At 64.6% G+C, this 20,358-nt stretch carries 9 protein-coding genes; 6 read left to right on the top strand and 3 right to left on the bottom strand.

The genetic code is table 11. The features are described 5' to 3' along the window. Nucleotides 1–264 precede the first annotated feature (264 nt). The 3 genes from B7R93_RS00280 to glgX all read right to left on the bottom strand — a co-directional run bounded on the left by B7R93_RS00280 (nucleotide 265) and on the right by glgX (nucleotide 7,950). Nucleotides 265–2,922, bottom strand: coding sequence for a M14 family zinc carboxypeptidase (locus B7R93_RS00280; protein WP_232797855.1), 2,658 nt, complete (start codon nucleotides 2,920–2,922; stop codon nucleotides 265–267). 152 nt (nucleotides 2,923–3,074) lie between these two features. Continuing rightward, a complete protein-coding gene (locus B7R93_RS00275) occupies nucleotides 3,075–4,880 on the bottom strand; it encodes a transthyretin-like family protein (protein WP_232797854.1) in 1,806 nt (601 codons plus the stop codon). 883 nt (nucleotides 4,881–5,763) lie between these two features. After that, on the bottom strand, nucleotides 5,764–7,950 hold the full coding sequence (gene glgX / locus B7R93_RS00270; RefSeq protein WP_232797853.1) for a glycogen debranching protein GlgX: 2,187 nt from the start codon (nucleotides 7,948–7,950) through the stop codon (nucleotides 5,764–5,766). Nucleotides 7,951–8,178: 228 nt separating this feature from the next. On the opposite strand from glgX, the gene B7R93_RS00265 reads away from it, so the two are divergent. The 6 genes from B7R93_RS00265 (at nucleotide 8,179) to B7R93_RS00240 (ending at nucleotide 20,170) form a co-directional block, all read left to right on the top strand. Continuing rightward, nucleotides 8,179–10,215 carry an alpha-1,4-glucan--maltose-1-phosphate maltosyltransferase gene (locus B7R93_RS00265; RefSeq protein WP_232797852.1) on the top strand — a complete coding sequence of 679 codons (2,037 nt, stop codon included), beginning with the start codon at nucleotides 8,179–8,181 and terminating at the stop codon, nucleotides 10,213–10,215. Between the two features lie 108 nt (nucleotides 10,216–10,323). After that, nucleotides 10,324–13,704, top strand: coding sequence for a maltose alpha-D-glucosyltransferase (treS, locus tag B7R93_RS00260; RefSeq protein WP_103018860.1), 3,381 nt, complete (start codon nucleotides 10,324–10,326; stop codon nucleotides 13,702–13,704). A gap of 47 nt (nucleotides 13,705–13,751) precedes the next feature. After that, a complete protein-coding gene (gene glgB, locus B7R93_RS00255; RefSeq protein ID WP_103018859.1) occupies nucleotides 13,752–15,620 on the top strand; it encodes a 1,4-alpha-glucan branching protein GlgB in 1,869 nt (622 codons plus the stop codon). 162 nt (nucleotides 15,621–15,782) lie between these two features. Continuing rightward, the gene (locus tag B7R93_RS00250; protein ID WP_103018858.1) at nucleotides 15,783–16,028 is read left to right on the top strand and encodes a hypothetical protein; all 246 of its coding nucleotides are present in this window, start codon (nucleotides 15,783–15,785) and stop codon (nucleotides 16,026–16,028) included. Between the two features lie 318 nt (nucleotides 16,029–16,346). After that, entirely contained in the window at nucleotides 16,347–18,785 is a 2,439-nt protein-coding gene (locus B7R93_RS00245; RefSeq protein ID WP_232797851.1) for a TonB-dependent receptor domain-containing protein, read from the top strand. A gap of 95 nt (nucleotides 18,786–18,880) precedes the next feature. Next, nucleotides 18,881–20,170: a hypothetical protein gene (locus B7R93_RS00240; RefSeq protein WP_103018856.1), complete on the top strand. Its 1,290-nt coding sequence runs from the start codon at nucleotides 18,881–18,883 to the stop codon at nucleotides 20,168–20,170. The last annotated feature ends 188 nt before the right edge of the window (nucleotides 20,171–20,358 follow it).

Genomic DNA, 20,358 nt, shown 5'->3' with positions numbered 1-20,358 from the left:
AAAATGGTGCCCAAATGAGTCTCTGTAATGAGTCTCTGTAGCGGGGGCCGAGCAGGAGTGAGGTCATGCCCGTGGTGAGCTACCGGGCGAATGCAGAAGCCATCTTGCGCTGGGAGCATAGCGACCAAGTACTCTCCGGGGTGCGCCAGGAACGCAGTGACCAAGTAGTTCCCAGGCTGCACGAGATCCACAAAGTCGCAGCGCTGGGAGCGCAGCGACCAAGTACTCGTCGGGGTGGCCACAGAGCGTCCGCCAAACAGCTTCTCAATCCATCAGTCCGGGCACAAGCATCGCGGCGTTCTGCATCATGCGGCTGGGGCCGCGCCAGAACATGCGGTACTGCGTGTTGTCGACGAGGAATACGACCTGCCCCTCGCCCATCTCGACGGTCCCGGCGAAGGACGTGCCGGCCATCTGACCAAGGTTTTCCTGCGAGGCGTAGCCGCTCACGAGCAGGTCGTCAACGTCCTTGGCGTAGTAGCCGGCCGTCTGGAGCTCTGCGCTCGGCTCCAGGCCGGACACGCCGTACTTCAGCGAATACACCTCGCGCCCGATTCCGTACGTCAGTGGGTGAGTGGTGTCGAGGCGACCGGTGAGCGCAGCCCCGGGCACGTAGTCGAGCCCGCTCGAGTCGTCGCGGGCCGCGTACGACGTGTACGGCCCGATGGGACTGTCGGTGGTGTCCTGCATCGCCTCCACGTCCGTGAGGCCGGACCCGTCCGCCGTCAGGAAGCGGGCACTCTCCTCGGTGCCCACGAGCGTGCCGCCGTCGCGCACCCACTCGCGGAGGGTTTCCAAGCGGGCCGAGTCGAAGACGGCATCGATGCCATACCCACCGGGCAGGATGAGCACGTCGAGCGCGTCGAGCGACGCCTTGCCGTACCGGGCGTAGCGGCCGTCTCCAGTGGCCGACTCTTCTAGATTGGACGCGCGAATCCGGGTAATGGGAAGCTCGGTCTCCTGGTCGAACAGGTACCAAATCTGTCCGCTCGTGTACGTGGAGAAGGGCTGGTCGACAAGCATGCTCACCTCGGGCGCTTGCACCGGGGCGTTGTCGGCCGAGCCGAGATCCGGCCCGTCCGCCACACGACCGGTGTCGAAACCGACGATCTCGACCCCGGCCTCCGACGCGATGCGCTGCATGTCGGCCGCCGGGGCGTCGTGGGCGGGATTGCGCCCGAGCAGCACGATGAGGGAGCCCGCCCCGAACGACCGCGATCCGGTGTCGAACGACTCGTGGGCCGCCCGCACCCGGTAGCCCGCGTCCCAGAGTGCCGACAGGGCGCGGGGCGCGTGGCGCTGATCCCACTCTACGACGAACGCGTACTGCGCGCCGGAATTCGTGACACCGGCCGCGGGCGTTGGGGCCGTCTCCACAGACGCCGTTCCCGCCCCGACCGACTCGCGGGTGCTGTACGCCTCCAGGTTGTACGCCAGCGGCGCCGACCACGTGGACATGTCGTACATCACCGAGTCCTCGAACGCCACCTGGCGCCGCAGGAGCGTATTGACGAAGAGGTGACGTGGCTGGTCGGTGGGCACGACGTACGCTCCGGCCCCCACACGACGATCGGTTCGCTCGCCGGTGCGGTAGTCGAGCGCGTTGTCGAGCCGTGCGGTCTCCGTCGTCCGCTCCACCTCCACGCCGTGGTGGCGAAGCATGTCGAGCAGGTCGTACAGGTATCCGGTGCCCTGATCGTCGGGAAAGACGTAGGCGGCCGTCTCGATCGTGTTGCTCGCCTGCGAGTGGGCGTCGAGGTCGTATTCCAGAAGGGCCCGCCGGTTCTCGACAGACGCCTCGATCGTCGCCAGCGAGGTGGCGTAGTGGTCGTGGACGCGCTGGCGGAAGGTGAGCGTATAGCCGTCGTTGTTCTCGACGGCCCGGCCCGCCCCAATGCCCGCCTGCTCGGTCAGCATGCCGATGCCGCCCATCACGCTGGGGTAGGACGATCCGTAGCTGGGGTAGAAGAAGTCGAACGCTTCACGAGTAAAGTAGGCAACCTGGTTCTGGTCGAATGCCTCGATGTTGGCCCGCCCGAAGGTATCGGCCCAGGCCACGTAGCGGTCCGGCAGAATCGGGTTGCGCGGGGTGGTCCCCGGCATGGTGAAGTAGTGGTCGTTGTACCCCTGCTCGTGGTAGTCGGCGTGCACCTGCGGCATGAACTCCTGATAGACACCGGTCAGGCCTTCCATCTCGGGGTGCACGTTCCACACCCAGTCCCGGTTGAGGTCGAACCAGTAGTGGTTGGTCCGTCCCTGCGGCCATGGCTCATCGTGGACGATGTCGGCCGGCTCGGTGGCCACCTGTGCGCGCTGCATCGAGCGGGCCCAATAGGCGTAGCGGTCGCGGCCGTCGGGATTCACTGTGGGGTACATGACCACGACCGCCTCTTGCAAGAGGGCCCCGGTGCGGTCGTTCTGCGCCGCGGCGAGGCGGTAGGCCACCTGCAGGGCCGCCTCCGTCGACGCCGGCTCGTTGCCGTGGATGTTGTAGCTGTAGGAGACGAACACCGGCTGGTTCTGGAGGAGCCGATCCCGAGCGCCGTCCGACAGGCTGGCCGGATCGGAGAGACGCCGGCTGTTTTGCTTGAGTTGGTCGAGGCGCCCTTGATTCTGGGCGCTCGTGACGACGAGGTAGGGCAGCGTGCGCCCCTCGTAGGTCTCGCCGTACGTGCCCATCGTCACCCAGTCGGACGCGTCGGCCAGCGTGCGCAGGTAGTCCACCGCGTCGGCGTGGAGGGTAAACTGGGTGCCCATCGCGTAGCCGAGCGCCTCCTCGGGGGACGGGATGCTGCTGTCGTAGGCCAGGTCCGGCTCAAACGAGAAGCGCTCCGGCGTCAGGTCAGTGGGCTGGGCCCCGGCGGGACCCACCACAAACAAGACAGCCAAGACAATCGGGAGGAGACGGGATGGGGACAGCATGGTGGGGGGCACTCATCAGGAACGGGAACGACCGCACACAAAGTGAGAAGGAGCGCCCCCAGTCGCAAGGCGCCGAGGCCGACAGGCCGTCCGGCCCCCCTCCCGCTCGTGTCGTCCTTTGAGTGGTCGTCGCCTCCTCCGCCGCACCGCGCCTACCCTTTGCAGAAGGCGATCTGGTCGTGACGGGTGCTCGGCACAGTGTCGCCATTCGTGAGCAACACCTCAGCAGAGAGGGTCACGGTGTAGGCACAGTTTTTCAACTCTTCGGCCTTTGTGCCCCCGGAGATCTTTTGGAAGTCGATGGACCCGTACAAGTTCTCATCTCCATTCCCGTTCACATTTGGATCGGCGGGGGTGGGGGTCGTCCGGTACGGACCGCCCGGTCCGTCCACCTTGATACGAACAGTTCCCAGGTTCGGGTGGCTCGCAGTAAAGCGCACGTTCAGGGTGTCCTGAATGCCCTCACACCCGCTGCTTCCCAGCTCTTCGAGATTGACCATCGCCACGGCAAGCCCGTCGTTGACCTGTTCGCTCATCCAGTTGGGGTGGCGGAGGTAGTCGTAGAGCCGATTGTTGACCGCAATCTTCTCAAGGTGACCCACCTCCGTAGACGCGCTGGGAGTCGAGTTGAGGGGATGCTCTCGCACGAGCATCCGGATCTCGAACTGTCTATTCTGAACAAGCGACACTCCGGAGGGCGCCTCGGCACTGTCTCCCGCGTCGATGCCGGTCAGGTCGACCGCGGGCGCAAACGTTGCCAGCGTTCGGGAGTCCAGCTGAATCTGGTCGTGATTCGGCACGAACGATCCATCCCCACTGAAGACCCCCGACTTTTGGGGCATCGGGATCCAGTTTCCATTGGGGGTGACGGCCACTTCATCGGAATCAGGCGTGCCCCCCACGACGTAATCTTTGGTGCTGATGCGCGGGGGCGAGACAGAAGTGTCCACCTTTTCGAGCGTCCCGATCTTCGTCTTGCGGATTTGAGAAGGAGTCACGTCCGTCCAGGAGGACGCCCCCCGTTCTCGATACTGGAATTTGTACTCCAGGGGATTTCCGTTCAACGTCTTCGACATGATCCCATTCAGCCGAAGTGCGTGGTAGAAGGCCCTCCCGCGGCGTACCGTCTCCCCCGTGCCCGCCGGGCCACTGTCGATGTCGGTCTGAAAGTCATACCCCCCTACGCTAGTGAAGGCCGGGTAGACCTCGGGATCCGGGTCGTCCGGCTCTTCGTCGATGCAGAGGTGCACGCAAAAGCAGGGCCCCGCGTTCTCTCGGCTTCTCGTTCGCCCCTCTGAGGAATCTTCGGCGAGGAGCGGTTGGCCGCCCGGGGTTTCCACCCGAAAGTACAGGTCGGGGCCGCCCACGAGCTCAACGTCGATGACAGTGCCGGGCTCGAAGTCCTGCCGCAGATAGTCGATGCGAAACCGGCCGTTTCCGTCGGTGGTCGCAACCCCCAGTTCATCGTCTTGGATCCAGTCCCGGTCGAAGGCAACCACCGTCACCCCCTCGACCGGTTCGTCGGTGGCACAGAGGGTCACATCGCCACAGATTGTCCAGGCCCTAAACTGCCCACGCACCTGGCACCAGAAGCGCTCGGGGATGCAGTGCTCCCACCCAAATCGAGCCCCCTCCTCTCCCTTGCGCCACTGCGGCTGAAGGGTGGTGATGCTTACCTGTAGAGGATCCGCTTCTACGTCCTCGGGCATTCCGGGCACCGACTCGAAGTACACGTCGACCTCGATGGCCTCCCCATCGTAGTCGATTTCCTCACCGAGCACGACCTCGAAGCGCCCCTCGGAATCGAGCTCCGTCTCGGCCAGGAGACGATCCGCTCTGGCCTCCGCCTCCCCCCGGTCGAGAATTTGGTGCGTGCGCTTGGTCTCCGCAGCCGCGCGGGCCACAATTTGGGAATTCTCGCCCTCGGGTCGGTACAGCCGAAGGGTTGCGTTTGCCAAGTCTTCTTGGTAATCAGAACAGAGTTGTCCGCATAGATGTCCGAAAAGCGTGTATCGCATGGCGACTAGACGACCGTTGACGTGGATGTTAGAGGAGAAGTGCGACCCAACCAATCATGAGTCGTTTGTGTGTTAGGCACGAGAACGTGGGCAGTCATAACCTACCCGCCTTCAGTTAAATAAATATTCATATTTTGGGGCAAAGGGATCGGAGCTCGGACGTGCACGACGCGGCGCGACCCTCCATGGGCAGGCCTCGGCCGTTCAGCACAGGACGGGGCCTCCCGGCATGGGACGCTGGCTGTGTGGGGACACTGGCTGTGTGACCGCACTGGGGGGAGGGGGGACGGCACGACCAGAAGGCCGAAGCGCCCGTACCGGACAGACGTGCGGCTCTCTTGGTGCAGTTTCAGGCAATCCCTTTTGCAATGGAGTCATCTTGAGCGGAGCGAAGCGGAGTCGAAAGATCTCTCCGAATGCGGCGAAAACGCCGGAGTCGACGAGATTCTTCAGTCGCTTGGCAGCCCCCTCAGAGTGACGAGTCCCTCGCGTCCCGAGAAGCCCCCCTTGAACCTGCCCTAGGGAGTAGACCAACGCCGGTCCATCCGGAGTTCCCCGAAGAGCTGTTTGGGGGATGAATAGGCCGAAACCAAGAGGACGACGCTCCAGAAGGGCGCTCACATGATCCCTTGGAGCGGCACTACTGGGGGCGTACAGAAGCCATTTTGCGTGAGCTCCCCGAGGTCACAGCGCTGGGAGCAGAGCGACCGAGTGCTTTCAGAGTGCGCTGGGAGCACAGTGCCGGGAGCGCAGCGACCGAATGCAGAGTGCAACGCGCACTCGCCGGGGGCACAGACCGTCCGCCGGACAGCTTCTCAGGCCTCTACTCTGGCTCTGCCTGGAGGGCCAGCAGTCGGTGGGGCCGCAGGGTCAGCACGCCCCCCGGCTCGATGGCGCCCGGATCATCCAGAAAATCCGCCAGCTCCGGCACCACGTGCCAGGCCTTGCAGTGCAGGTCAATGAGTTCGTTGGTCTCCGCCGGCATCGCAAATTCGACCGGCGCCCCGCCCTGGTTCATGAGCACCAGAAACGAGTCGTCGGTTCGGGGATGGCCCTTGGAGTCGGGCGCCAGGTTGTGACCGCGGAGCAGGTATCCGAAGGCGTGCAGGCCCTCGTCGTGCCAGTCCCCCTCCGTAATCTCACGTCCCTCCGGGTGCCACCAGAGCACGTCGCCGGAGCCATCCGACTCGTCGGCCGGGTCCAGAAAGTGCCGCCGTCGAAAGCTTGGATGGTCCTTCCGAAAAGCCGCGAGCCGCTGCACGAACTCGAGGAACCTCTGCTCACGCTCGTCGAGGTCCCAGTTGTACCAGCTGATCTCGTTGTCTTGGCAGTAGGGGTTGTTGTTGCCCCGGCGCGTATGGGACAGCTCGTCTCCGCCCAAAATCATGGGCACGCCCTGCGACAACAGGAGCGTGGCCATGATGCTGCGCTTGCGCCGCTCACGACGCTCGATCACCTCCGGATCGTTGGTGGGGCCTTCCACCCCACAGTTTGTCGAGTGGTTGTCGTCGTGGCCGTCCTCGTTGCCCTCTTTGTTTTCCTCGTTGTGCTTCTCGTCGTAGCTGACGAGGTCCTGCAGCGTAAAGCCGTCGTGGGCGGTCACGAAGTTGATGGACGCAAACGGGCGGCGGCCCGACCGCTCGTAGAGGTCGCTGGAGCCGGTCACCCGGGTCGCCACGTCCCCCGTCATCCCGCGGTCGCCCCGCCAGAAGCGACGGATGGTGTCGCGGTAGCGGCCGTTCCACTCGGCCCACTGCCACGGGAACGACCCAACCTGGTAGCCGCCGGGCCCCACGTCCCAGGGCTCCGCGATGAGCTTGACCTGGCTCAGCACCGGGTCCTGCTGCACCACCTTGAAGAAGGAGCCGAGCATATCGACGTCGTACAGCTCGCGCGCCAGGGCCGACGCAAGGTCGAATCGGAAGCCGTCCACGTGCATCTCCGTCACCCAGTAGCGCAGGCTGTCCATAATCATCTGCAGGACGTACGCGTCGCCGGGGTCGAGCGTGTTGCCCGTCCCAGTGTAGTCCATGTAGTGCCGCTCGTCATCGGGGTTGAGCTTGTAGTAGGTCCGGTTGTCGACCCCCCGCCACGAGAGCGTGGGGCCCAGCTGATTGCCCTCACAGGTGTGGTTGTAGACGACATCGATGATCACTTCGAGCCCGGCGTCGTGAAGGGCGCGAACCATCATCTTGAAGTCGCGCACCGCGCTGGTCGGCCCGTTGGCGGCGTACTCGGGCTCCGGCGCGAAGTAGGAAAGCGTGTTGTAGCCCCAGTACTCCCGCAGCCCCTTGCGGAGCAGCTCGCGGCGATGCAGCTTGGCGTGCACCGGCAGAAGCTGTACCGTGGTGACGCCGAGGGTCTTGAGGTGATCAAGAACCGGTTTGCAGGCCATGCCCAGATACGTCCCCCGCAGGCGTTCGGGCACGTCCGGGTGCTTCTGAGTCATCCCCTTTACGTGCGTCTCGTAGATGAGGGTGTCCTGCCACGGGATTTCGGGCGACTGGTCGTCGCCCCAGGCAAACGTCTCTTCGACCACCGCCGCGAGGGGCGCATGGGGGGCGCTGTCCTGGGAGTTGAACGAGCGGTCCGCCGCGTCCGCGTCCACGTCGTAGCCAAAGAGGCTGTCGTTCCAGCGGAGGGGGCGCCCGATGGCCTTCGCGTAGGGGTCGAGCAGGACCTTGTTGGGGTTAAACCGGTGCCCATTCGCGGGGTCGTAGGGGCCGTAGACGCGGTATCCGTAGAGCTGTCCGGGCCGTACGTTCGTGACGTAGCCGTGCCAGATGGGGCCGGTGTGCTCCGGCAGCTCGAACGTGACCGCCGGCTCCCGGTCGTCGGCGTCCTCAAACAGCAGCAGCTCAACCCGGTCGGCGTGGGCACTGTGCAGGGCAAAGTTAACGCCGATGCCGTCCCACGTCGCTCCTCGTGGGTAGGGCCTGCCGGGTTGGATATGACGATCATTCCGGTCTTGCGTATTCGAATCGATCGATGAGGGAAAAGACGCGTCCATACAACAGGAGAACAACTCAAAAGCACGGAGCGACCTGCGGCGTCCAACTTGAGCCACAAAAATTGGACCGCAGACTGCACCCTCCAATGAGCCCGCCCCTTCACAGTTGCATTCCGACTTTCACGCTGGGATTTCTGTTTCCCAATGCGTAGCGTGTATGCCCGTTGTCGTCCGGTGCTCCTGCCCACCGGAGCCCCCGTCGCATTTTGCGTTTGCCCCTCCCCCAGCATGTCTTCCCCTGCCCCACCGCCGCCCGCGTCTCCCGACTCGACCCTGCCTACGTCCTGGTCGCGGATTGTCATTTCGTCGGTGGCCCCCGCCATTAACGAGGGACAATGGCCGATCAAACGGGCCGTGGGGGAACAGGTGGAGGTGACCGCCGGGGTCCTCGTAGACAGCCACGAAGCCCTGGCCGTGGAGCTCGTGGTCCGCCACGCGAGTGAGGAGACGGAGCACATCATCCGCATGCCCCACGTCGAGAACGACGAGTACACCGGCGCCTTCGAGGTATCGTCTCCGGGCCACTACCTCTACCGCGTGCGGGCCTGGATCGACCGCTTCGCCACGTGGCAGGACCAGTTTCGGCGCCGGGTGGAGGGCGGCGAGCCACCCGCCGAGATCGAGAGCGAACTGACCGCCGGGGTATCGCTGCTCAACGCGGCCGCCGCGGACGCCCCAGACGACGACCGGGAGAGGCTCGAGGCTCACATCGACGCCTTCGAAAACCGCAACGTGGAGGTGGCCCTCGGGGGCGAGGTTGCCGAACTCGTGCGTCGCAACGCCCCCCACGACCAGCAAACGACCAGCGCCACCTACGAGGTGCTCGTGGACCCCGAGCGGGCCCGGACCGGCGCCTGGTACGAGTTCTTTCCCCGGTCGGCCCGGGAGGACGACCAGCACGCCACGCTCGACGACGCCGCCGAGCGGCTGCCGCGCATCAAGGAGATGGGCTTCGACGTCGTGTACCTCCCGCCCATCCACCCCATCGGGGAGACGAACCGAAAGGGCCCGGGCGACGCCCCCGAGGCCGCCCCCGAAGACCCCGGCAGCCCGTGGGCCATCGGCGGCTTTCTCGACGACGGAGCGAGGGGGGGGCACAAGAGCGTCCACCCCGAGCTGGGCGGCATCGAGGCGTTCGACCGCTTCGTGGAGCGGGCCCAGGACCTGGGCCTGGAGGTCGCCCTCGACATTGCGTTTCAGTGCTCGCCCGATCACCCCTACGTCGAGGACCACCCCGAGTGGTTCTACCACCGCCCCGACGGCTCCCTGCGCTACGCCGAAAACCCGCCGAAGAAATACAAGGATGTCCACCCCATCAATTTCGAAACGGAGGCGTGGCCCGCGCTCTGGACGGAGCTGAAGAGCATCTTTGAACACTGGATCGACCACGGCGTCACCACCTTCCGCGTCGACAATCCTCACACCAAGCCGTTCGCCTTCTGGCAGTGGTGCCTGCGCGAGTTGCGCGAGGAGACGCCCGGGCTCGTCGTGTTGTCGGAGGCCTTCACCCGGCCCAAGACGATGTACCACCTCGCCAAGCTCGGCTTCAACACCTCCTACACCTACTTCACCTGGCGCAACACGCCGGAGGCCCTCGAGGAGTACGGCAAGGAGCTCTTCCAGACCGAGGTGGCCGAATACTTCCGCCCCAACTTCTGGCCCAACACGCCCGACATTCTGCACGACGAGCTGGTCGACGGCGGGCGTCCCGCCCACAAGAGCCGGTTCGTGCTCGCGGCCACGATGTCCAGCACCTATGGCGTCTACGGCCCGCCCTTCGAGCACGTCGACAATCAGCAGCGCGCCCACAAGGAGGAGTATGCTCGCAACGAAAAGTATGAGATCCGGACCTGGGACTGGAACGATCCCACGTCGCTCCAGCCCTTCATGGCACGGGTGAACCGCCTCCGAAACGAGAACCCGGCCCTGCAGCAGATGCGGTCCATCCGGTTTCTGGAGACGCAACACCCGGACCTGATCGCCTACAGCAAGACCGCCGGGGACAACCGGATCGTCGTGGTCGTCAGCCTCAATCCCCACAACGAGTGCGAGGGGCAGCTCGTGCTTCCAGTCCACGACCTCGGCCTGCCGGCCGACGAGGCCTTCTCGGCCCACGACCTCCTCCACGACGCCCACTACACCTGGCGGGGCACCCATCACTACCTCCATCTCTCCCCCGACCGCCCCGCACACATTTTCCGGCTCGAACCCGCCGGCACGAGTGAGCACACGCACGCCGCCTACGACCGCCTCGTGCACGCATGACTCGGCGTTCGGGTGCTGCTGTGCTCAGGGACTCGAAACGCCCCCCAACCCTCGAACCCCCCAACCCTGGAACACCTCAACACCCAAATACCAAACACCTCCTGCTGCATGCCCGACGACTTCCTCGACGATCCCCGCTGGTACAAAGACGCCGTCATCTACGAGCTGCACGTCCGCAGCTTCTACGACGCAAACAACGACGGCTTCGGGGATTTTCAGGGACTCCGCGAAAAGCTGCCCTACCTCGAATCGCTGGGCGTGAATACCCTCTGGCTGCTTCCCTTCCTGGAGAGCCCGCTCAAGGACGACGGCTACGACACCGCCGACTACTTTAAGGTCCTGCCGATTCACGGCAGCCTCGACGACTTCCAGGCATTTCTTGATGACGCCCACGCCCGTGGCATGCGGGTCATCACGGAGCTGGTGCTGAACCACACCTCCGACCAACACCCGTGGTTTCAGGAGGCCCGTGACCCCACTTCCGACAAGCACAACTGGTACGTCTGGAGCGAAACGGACGAGAAGTACGAGGATGTGCGGGTGATCTTCACCGATACGGAGGACTCGAACTGGGAATGGGACCCGAAGGCGGAGAAGTACTACTGGCACCGCTTCTTCTCTCATCAGCCCGACCTCAACTTCGACAACCCCGAGGTGCGGGAGAAGATGAAGGAGGTCATGTTCTTTTGGCTCGACATGGGGGTGGACGGCCTCCGGCTCGACGCGGTGCCCTATCTCTTTGAGAGGGAACGCACTGGCAGCGAAAACCTGCCCGAGACGATCGCCTACGTGAAGGAGCTTCGCGCCGCCGTAGAGGAGCGCTACGGCCCCGGCAAGGTGCTCCTGGCCGAGGCCAACCAGTGGCCCGAGGACACGCTTCCCTACTTCGGCGAGGATGCGGACGGGAACAGCACGGGCGTGCAGATGGCGTTCAACTTCCCCGTCATGCCGCGGCTCTACATGGCCCTGCGGCGCGAAAACCGACGGCCGATCGTGGAGATGCTCACCCTCACGAGTGGCATCCCCGACGACGCACAATGGGCCCTCTTCCTCCGCAACCACGACGAACTGACCCTCGAAATGGTGACCGACGAGGAGCGGGACTACATGTACCACGAGTACGGGGCCGACGATCGCTTCCGCATCAACGTGGGCATCCGGCGCCGCCTGACGCCACTGCTCGGGGGCGAGCGCCGCCGCGTGGAGCTCATGAACGCGCTGCTGTTGAGCCTCAAGGGAAGCCCCATCGTCTACTACGGCGACGAGATTGGGATGGGCGACGATCCGTTTCTCGGCGACCGCAACGGGGTGCGCACCCCCATGCAGTGGAGCCCCGACAAGAACGGCGGCTTCTCGCGGGCGCCCCACCACAAGCTGTTCATGCCCCCCATCAATCGGGGCAAGTACAGCTACGAGTTTGTAAACGTGGAGGACGCGGAAGCGGACCCCCACTCGCTGCTCCATTTCATGCGCCGCCTCATTGCTCTCCGTCAGCAGCACAAAGCCATCTTTGGCCGCGGGAGCCTCGAGCTCCTGCCCGTAGAGAACCAGTCCATTCTTGCCTTTCTCCGTGAGCATGAGGGCGAGCGCATTCTGGTGGTGAACAATCTGTCCCGGTTCACGCAGTCGGTCCACCTCCCCGCCCGGGACGACCTGCAGGGCCTCACCCCGGTCGAGCTGTCCGGCCAGTCCGCATTTCCCGCCATCGGCCGCGACGACTATCACCTGACCGTAGGTCCCCACCACTTTTACTGGTTCAAGCTGGTGCCCGAAGAGGACGTGCAGCGCGACGACACACGCCGCAGCGGCCTCCAGCCCCACGAGGGGAAAAACGGCCGCACCCGCCCCGTCCTGCCGGTGGCCGAGGGCCTACAGAATGTGCTCGTGCCTACGATGGCGCAGCGCCGCGGCCCCGAACAGATCGAAGCGCTCCTCCCCGCGTTTATCAACGAGCAGCGCTGGTTTGGGGCCAAGGGAGAAGTCATCACGGACGTGGAGGTCGAGGACGCAGTTCGCCTCCAGAGCGACCCCGTGGTGTACCTGTCCGTGCTCCGGGTCGACCTTGAGGAGGACACGTCGTTCTACACCCTGCCCCTGATGGCGGCCTCGGGGCCAGAGGCCTCTGAGCTTCTCGACGAGCATCCCAACGCCACCCTGGCGTGGCTGGAGGTGGACGAGACCGGAGAACGGCGACTCGTCTACGACGCCACGGTCAATCCTCAGTTCTGGGCCACCCTCTTCCGGTGGTGGCAGCAAGGGGGCACCGGGCGCTCGCTAAAGGGCCTCTACACGGCCGAGCCGTCCGAGGCGATGGGCACCGAGCCCCCCGACGACGTGCGCCTCTTCACCGGCGAGCAGAGCAACACCTCCGCCATCGTCGACGACGACTACTTTCTCAAGCTCTACCGTCGCCTGGAAGAGGGCCCCAACCCCGAAAAAGAGCTCCTGGAGCACCTGACGGACGTCGACTTTACGTTTTCGCCCCGGCTCCACGGCACGCTCAATTTTCGACGCCGCCATCGGCAGTACACCCTCGGCGTGCTTCAGGAAGCCCTCGCGGTGGACACCGACACATGGAGCTACGCCCTCTCCTGCACGACCACGTTTCTCGACCGCGTCCACAATTCGCCGTTCCCGCACGAGCAGGCCAAAAACACCCCCCCGTCGACGGACGGCCCCAGCTGGACGGCGGACCGCTTCCTGAACGCGACGGTGCCGGTCTGGCTCGAAGAGCTGGCCCCGGAATTGATCTCGTTTGCCCGGACGCTCGGGGTGCGCACCGCCGAGATGCATCATGCGCTGGCCCAAGCGACGGGCAAGGACATGCGCCCGACCGAGGCCCCGGCGGACGCAGGAACGGAACTGGCCGATCGCATCCGGGACGAGATGGAAGACACCCGCACTCTTCTCAGCCGACAGTCGGACCTGCGCCCGGAAGACACGCCCCCCGCCACGGCGTGGCGCACAGCCCAAACACGTCTTGCTCCCCTCGACGACGTGCCGGCACATCACGACCGCATCCGGATTCACGGCGACTACCATCTCGGCCAGCTCCTCTGGGCCGAGGGCGACGTGTACGTTCTCGACTTTGAGGGCGAGCCGACCCGCCCCCTCGACGAACGCCGCAAGCGCGAAAACGCACTCCGAGACGTGGCCGGCATGCTTCGTTCCCTGGAGTACGCCGTCCTCGCCTCCTGGCACGACCACCCGGATGCAAACTCGGACGACGAGCCGTGGATCGATGCGCTGCTCTACTGGACGGAGACCACCTTCCTCGACGCCTACGCCGACACAACCGGGGCGGCCTCCTTCCTCCCGGCCGCCCCGGCCCGCTACTCGTTCCTCTGGGCCTTTCTCCTCGACAAAGCCCTCTATGAGGTCCGCTACGAGCTCAACCATCGTCCCGATTGGGCCTGGCTCCCACTGCACGGCCTCCGCCGCCTGCTCGCCCCCCGGGACACAACCGCTTCCGACCCCCTCGACGCCTGACTCCCCTCTCCGCGCCTCCGTCCCTTCTCACCTGTTGCCTCTCCCCCATGCCCCACCTCACCGACGACGACATCTACTACTGGCGGCAAGGCACCCATGCCCACAGCTACGAACGGATGGGGGCGCATCCCAACCAACGGGGCACCTGGTTCAGCGTCTGGGCCCCCAACGCCGACCGGGTGGAGGTGACGGGCGACTTTAACGACTGGCGCTTCGGCGCCGATGTGCTGGACCGGCGCGAGGGCGGGCTCTGGGAAGGATACGTTCGCGGCGCCCAGCCGGGCGACAAGTACAAGTATCACCTCCGGGCCGATGACGAGTGGCTGGACCGGACCGATCCTTACGCCTTCCGGATGGAGCCCCCTGCCCAAAACACGTACGAGGGCCTCTCGGCCATCGTCACTGACCTCGACACCTACACGTGGGGCGACACCACCTGGATGAACGAGCGGGAGGGCCCCAGCGGACTGGACGGGCCCCTCTCCATCTACGAGGTGCACCTCGGCTCCTGGCGGCACAAAGAGCACGGCGCGTCGCTCAGCTACCGCGAAGCAGCCGAGCCGCTGGCCGATCACGTGCAGAACCTGGGCTTCACGCACGTCGAGTTTTTGCCGCTGGCCGAGCACCCGTACTACGGCTCGTGGGGCTACCAACTCCTCGGCTACTACGCCCCCACCTTCCGCTACGGCGACCCCGAGGGCCTCATGCACCTCATCGACACCCTGCACCAGCGCGGCATCGGGGTCATCATGGACTGGGTGCCCGGCCACTTTGCCACCGACCCGCAGGGCCTCACGTACTTCGACGGCTCCCACCTCTTCGAGTACGAAGACCCGCGCATGCGAGAGCATCCGGACTGGGGCACACGGGTCTTCGATTTCGGCAAGAATGGCGTGCGTAACTTTCTCCTCTCCAACGCCCTCTTCTGGATGGACAAATACCATGTGGATGGCCTGCGCGTCGATGCGGTCGCCTCCATGCTCTACCGCGACTACTCCCGCGAGGACGACTGGGCCCCCAACGTGCACGGCGGCCGCGAAAACCTGGGCGCCATCAGCCTCCTCCAGGACACCAACGAGCGCGTCTACGACGAATACCCCGAGGCAATCATGCTCGCGGAAGAATCGACGGCCTGGCCCGGCGTCACCACCCCCACCGAGCACGGCGGCCTCGGCTTCCTCTACAAGTGGAACATGGGCTGGATGCACGACACGCTCGAGTACGCCAGCAAGGAGCCGGTCCACCGCACGCACCACCACGGCGACCTCACCTGGACGCTCAGCTGGGCGTTCTCCGAAAACTACACGCTCCCCCTCTCCCACGACGAAGTGGTGCACGGCAAGAGCTCCCTCTGGAGCAAAATGCCGGGCGACGACTGGCAGAAGGCGGCCCACCTGCGGCTCCTCTACGCCCACATGTTCGGCCACCCCGGCAAGAAGTTGCTCTTCATGGGCGGTGAGTTCGGGCAGCACCAGGAGTGGAACCACGATCGGGAACTGGAGTGGGCCCTCGCCGACGAGCCGCTGCACGAGGGCCTCACGGAGTGGCTCGGCGACCTGAATCACCTCTATCAGAATGCCCCCGCCCTCTGGAACGACCGGGAAAACGGCTTCGAGTGGATCTCGTACGACGACCGCGAGAACAGCGTCCTCTCCTACCGCCGCCTGAACGGCGACCAATCACTCGTCTTCGTGCTCAACTTCACGCCGGTCGTCCGCGAGCACTACCGCATCGGCACCGCAGGGGAAGGGGTATGGCGTGAGCGCCTCAACAGCGACGGCCACATGTACGGTGGGAGCAACGTGGGCAATCAGGGCACCGTTCATAGCGATCCCATTGGACAGCATGGGCACTCCCACTCTTTAGAGCTAACCCTGCCCCCGCTCGGAGCATTGGTCCTCGCACAAGATGAGTGACCGAGATCGACACGGGCCGGGCCGCTTGGCGTCTCCTCCCTGCTCACAGCAGAGACCTCGTGTCCAGTTTAACACCTTCTGAATGTTTTCTCGTTGACGAGAACCCGCAGCTTGCTTATCTATAAGCAGTTTAGATAAGCAGACTACAGGCCTGTCCTTGGTATGAATGATTCCCTTGCTCGGCGCTCAGTGGGGGGCGTCCTCGGAGCGCTGTTGCTGTCGCTGATGCTGCTTCCAGCCTGCTCGGATGATCCCATCCTGGGCCCGAACGAAGGAGAGCCCTCCGACGATGGCGGAAGCTACAGTAGCATCCAGCGCTTGTCTCCTCCGTCCCCGACCGCCGACTCGACTGCCTCGCCCTCGGCGTTGACGTTTGATCTTGCGGACGCCAATCCCGAACGGTTTTAGCCTCCCCCCACCTTGTTGCGGCGTTGAGCGTGCGTACGGGGGTACGTGTCCCCCGGAAGCTCGCTTCTGGAACACCACCTTGAACAAAGGCGGACGGTCTTTTCGGAGAGCCTGCCTTCGCCGGCAGGGCCCTTCGCAGGTGCTCGGCGCCGCAGAGTTTCAGTCCTGACAGGCCACTAGAGCACAGACCTTCTTCTTTGCAGTCCTCCCTCGCAGCACATGTCTTCCCCCCCTCGGCTACTTCTCGCCTGTTTTCTTGTAATTGGTCTAAATTGTGGAGGCGCGGTCGCGCAGGACAGAGGGCGCGTGGAGGGGCGCGTGCTCAGCGCGAGCACGGAGGTCCCTGTGACGGCGGCAACCGTCGAGGTCATCGGGGAGGGCCGCTCCGGGGGCACGACCACCGACGATGACGGGCGCTTCGTGCTCGGGCCCCTTCCGGCGGGGCCGACCCAGCTCAAGATCCGCCACGTCGGGCATGTCCCAGCCGTCCGGACGGTCCAGGTGCAAGGGGGAGAGACCACCCGCGTGACCGTTGCACTTGAGCGCGACGTCGTTGAGCTGTCTGGACTGGAGATCACCAGCCGCAGTGAGGCCGCCCAAGCATCATTCCCCGGCGCGACGTTTACGGTCGACGCGGCAGAGCTGGAACAGGGCAACCCCATTGGCCTGCAGGAGACACTCCTCTCCGTGCCCGGCGTGTTTGGCCGGGCCGACGACGGCATGGGACAGACGCGGATGTCGATCAGTATTCGGGGCCTGCAGTCGCGCCGCACCCAGCGCGTCCTGGTGATGGAGGACGGCGTCCCCATCCAGCCCGCCCCCTACATCTTCTCCCCGCTCTACTACAACCCGCCCGTCGAACGCATCGAGAAGACGGAGATCATCAAGGGCAGCTCCTCCATTCGCCACGGCCCGCAGACGATGGCGGGGGTGATCAACTTCGTCACCGGACGCCCGCAACGGCGGACGCCCGGCGGAGAGCTCAAGGTCACGGGCGGCTCCCACCGGTATGGAAGTGTTTTCGCTGAAGTCGGCGGCTTCGGCACCGCCGACCTGCGTCCGCAAATGCAGCTGCTCGTAAAGCGCGGCGACGGCTTTCGCGACAACAACGACTTCTTCCAGCTCAATGGCACCGCCAAGCTGCAGTACGACCTCGATGACGACCAGTCCCTGTACCTAAAGGCCAACGTCGACTACGAGGACATGAATGCGACGTACCACGGCCTCACTCCACATAGCTTCGAGACCAATCCGGACTTCAATCCGAAGGACGACGATTCCTATCGCATCTTGCGGGGGGCGTTCGACGCGATTTACAACCACGACTACGGCGGCGGCCTCCGAAGCACCACCAAGTTTTACGGCAACGTGTTCGACCGGCCCTGGTGGCGGGAAGAGAACGTGTTCGTGCGCGCCGACGACTACGAGCAAAACGGCGCGGCGGCCGAGCCTGTGCCGCCCACCACGCCCGGCGATCTCGTCCGCGTGGCCGCCACCGACGTGACGGATCGGGACCGGGCCGTCGCCTTCGGGAACGAGCGCACGTTCTACGTCACCGGGCTCGAACACTCCTTCGACATCGACCACAGCCTCTTCGGGCGCTCGGCCAGCCTGGAAACGGGGGCCCGTCTGCACTACGAGCGGTTCGAGGACAACAACAAAGTCAGTGATGATCCGGAGGCCCGGGACGGCGTGTTTTTTCGGGGCGACCGGTCCAACCCACCCGTGACGATTGTCGGGCGGAGCCGCATCTACGAGACGCAGGCCCTTGCGCTCTACGGCCTGGAGGAGATCCAGGTGGGCCTGCTGACCCTGTCGCCGGGCGTGCGGCTGGAGCTCTTCAGCCAGTCGAGCACAGATCGCCTCGACGGCAACCGGGAGGTTGAGGAAACCAACGTGGTGCCGCTTCCGAGCCTTGGGGCCAACCTGGACCTGGGGCGGTACGACCTGGGCGGTCCCCTCGGCGACGGCCAGTTCAACCTCTTCGGCGGCGTGCACCGCGGCTACACCTCCCCCTCCAGCGCCACGTTTCTCACGCTCGGCGTGAACGACCCCAACCGGGAGGCGGCCTTTGACCTGCAGGCGGAGAAGAGCTGGAACTCGGAGTTGGGCCTCCGGGGCCGCACCCGCCTCGGCGAGTTTCAGTTTACCGGCTTCTACACCTACGTCGAAGACCTGGTCGGCGGCAAGACGCGCTTCACGCAAAACCTGGGCGTGGTGCAGAGCTACGGCCTGGAGAGCAGTGCCACGCTGAAGGGCGACGCCGTCGCGGGCATCCTTCCTACCCTCGACGCGTCCTACACCTTCATGCAAACGGAGGTCGTGGAGGGCATCGTCCCGAGCGCCGTGGACGGCACGCCGACCGACATCAGTGGCAACGAGCTCATCGCGGCTCCCAACCACACTGCCACGGTGGGCCTCACGAAGACCTTTTCGGACCTCGGCCTCACCCTGCGCAGCACCCTGCGGTACCGGGGAGAGTTTTACACCGACCTCGAAAACCTCGAACGGACCAGCAACCGAGGCGAGGTAGGGCCGGTGCCCTCCCACACGGTCCTGGACGCCGGGGCCACCTACGAATATTCCGACGACGTGCGGCTCAACCTCACCGTCAAGAACGTGACGGACAACGTGTACATCGGCTCGCGCCTGCACTCCAACCCGCGGGACAAGGGGGCGAGCAGCAATGGCGGAAGCACCGGCATCCTTCCGGGGCCTCGCCGCCAGGTCAATCTTTCCGTCCAGTACGACTTCTAGAACAGACTCACGACGAAAAGGCGCCTCGCTTCTCCCCATTCCGGAGGGCAGAGCGCTCTTTCGGTTTCACTACACTCGACAACACAGACACTCTTATGCAGCGTTTCCTACGGCAATACACAAAAATCCTGTTCCTTCCCCTCCTGGCCATGGGACTGGTCCTGGCCGGCTGCGACAGCAACGGAGGCAACGACCTGGGCGACGACACCGGGGATGACCCGGGGGAGACCACCACGAACGCCTATCCTGAAAGCGGCAGCTACGACGCAGAGATTGTCAGCAACCTGCTCACGGGCGACCTCCGCGGCAAAATCGATGGCGCCCCGGACACCCCGGTCGACAAGGCCACGCTGACAGCCCTCTACACGGGCGACATCGACGACAAAACAATTGCGGTCGCATCTGGCCTCACGACCGAGGGCCAGAGCACATACGACGACATCGCCGGCGGAGTCGACCTCTCCACCAAGCTTTCTTCAGACGTGACCACGCTTCTCGTGGGAAGTGCCGCGCTGGCAAGCGACGACTCTCCGGATCCCGGAAATCAAGTGACCACCGACGACCTGGTTCGCTTCTACTTCGGAGATGTCGCAAGCAACGACCGGTTCACGACGCCCAACGGCGTTCACATGGGCCAGCTGTCCGAGAAGCTGCTGGCCAGCGCCCTCTACGGAGAGGCGGCCCGAATCCTGACGGACTTCGCCGATGATCCCTCCTCCGTGAACAATCCAGCGGAGAAGTGGGACGAGGCCTTCGGCTACTACGGCGCGCCCCGCGACTTTGAGGAGTCGTTTCTCGATCTCGATAACCCCGAGGGCCTGGTGGACGGAAGCGGAAGTCGGGACGTAGACGAAAGTGGAGGCGTCGACCTCACCACCGAATTCGTGTACACCTGGGCCGGGTACACCGCAGAACGTGCAGCCGCAGCCGAGGCCAATAGTCCCAATAACTTCGCTGGGCGAGCGTTCGAGGGCTTCCGGGAGGGCCGTAAGGCAATCGAAGACGGCAATCTCGACGAACTTTCCGGCTCGAACGGGTTTGCTGCACAGGCCCGCGATGCCTGGGAGGCCACGGTGGCCGTCAACGTGATCCACTACATGAACGGCCTGGAAGGCGATCTTGCGGAACTCGGTGATACTCAGACGGTGGAGGACGGAGACCTCGATGAAAATGCCTGGGGCGAAGCCAAGGCCTTCGCCTGGGGACTCCAGTTCTACAGTGACAAACTGAGCACCTCGCAGCTACAGACCATCCACGAGAAAATTGGGAACGCTCCGCCCTACGGAGAGAAGACAGCATCCGAATACGATGGTGATCTCACGGAGGCAACGGAGATAATCGAAACCGCCTACGGGTTTAATTCCACGAATGTGGAAGAGTGGTAGCATTTGCAATTCCGTGAGAACGATACTGTGACTCTCTCGGAGAAGCCACAGCCGACCGCCCCTCTTCCACTTCTGTGGGAGAGGGGCGTCGGTGTCTCTTTGCCTTTTCGCATAACTCGCTGAACTCTGTGTCCTCCCCTCCGCCCTCTAGAACGACGATGTCCGGGCCCCGAACGGGCCTGGAGTGG

The organism is Salinibacter altiplanensis, from assembly GCF_002894645.1.
Lineage (GTDB): Bacteria > Bacteroidota > Rhodothermia > Rhodothermales > Salinibacteraceae > Salinibacter > Salinibacter altiplanensis.
Note: the sequence above shows the minus strand (reverse complement) of the source record. Positions and strands in the feature narration are given on the sequence as shown.